Below are 266 nucleotides of genomic sequence, written 5' to 3'. Positions count from 1 at the left end.
CAGCACGCGCTGGAGACGAACTGGCAGGATGAGACGACGGTGCCCACCGGCCCGCAGATCAAGGCGATGTGCCTTGCGGTGCCGAAATACGGCAATGACGTGGACGAGGTGGACTTTATCGCCCGGGATGTGATGGCGATGATAGCGAAGGAGTTGTCTTCGTACAAAAATACGAGATATGGCAGGGGGCCGATCGGCGGCACACTGCACTGCTCCACAAGCACCGTATCCAGCAACACACCGTTCGGTCATGTGTGCGGGGCTAC

At 59.4% G+C, this 266-nt stretch carries 1 protein-coding gene; it reads left to right on the top strand.

Annotated features, from left to right (window positions below):
- Positions 1-39: 39 nt before the first annotated feature.
- The coding region (locus KTH90_RS25615) for a pyruvate formate lyase family protein (protein WP_238727632.1) at positions 40-266 on the top strand (227 nt) is incomplete at its 3' end.

This window comes from Diplocloster modestus (assembly GCF_019042245.1).
GTDB lineage: Bacteria > Bacillota > Clostridia > Lachnospirales > Lachnospiraceae > Diplocloster > Diplocloster modestus.
This window is presented reverse-complemented; position numbering and strand designations above follow the sequence as displayed.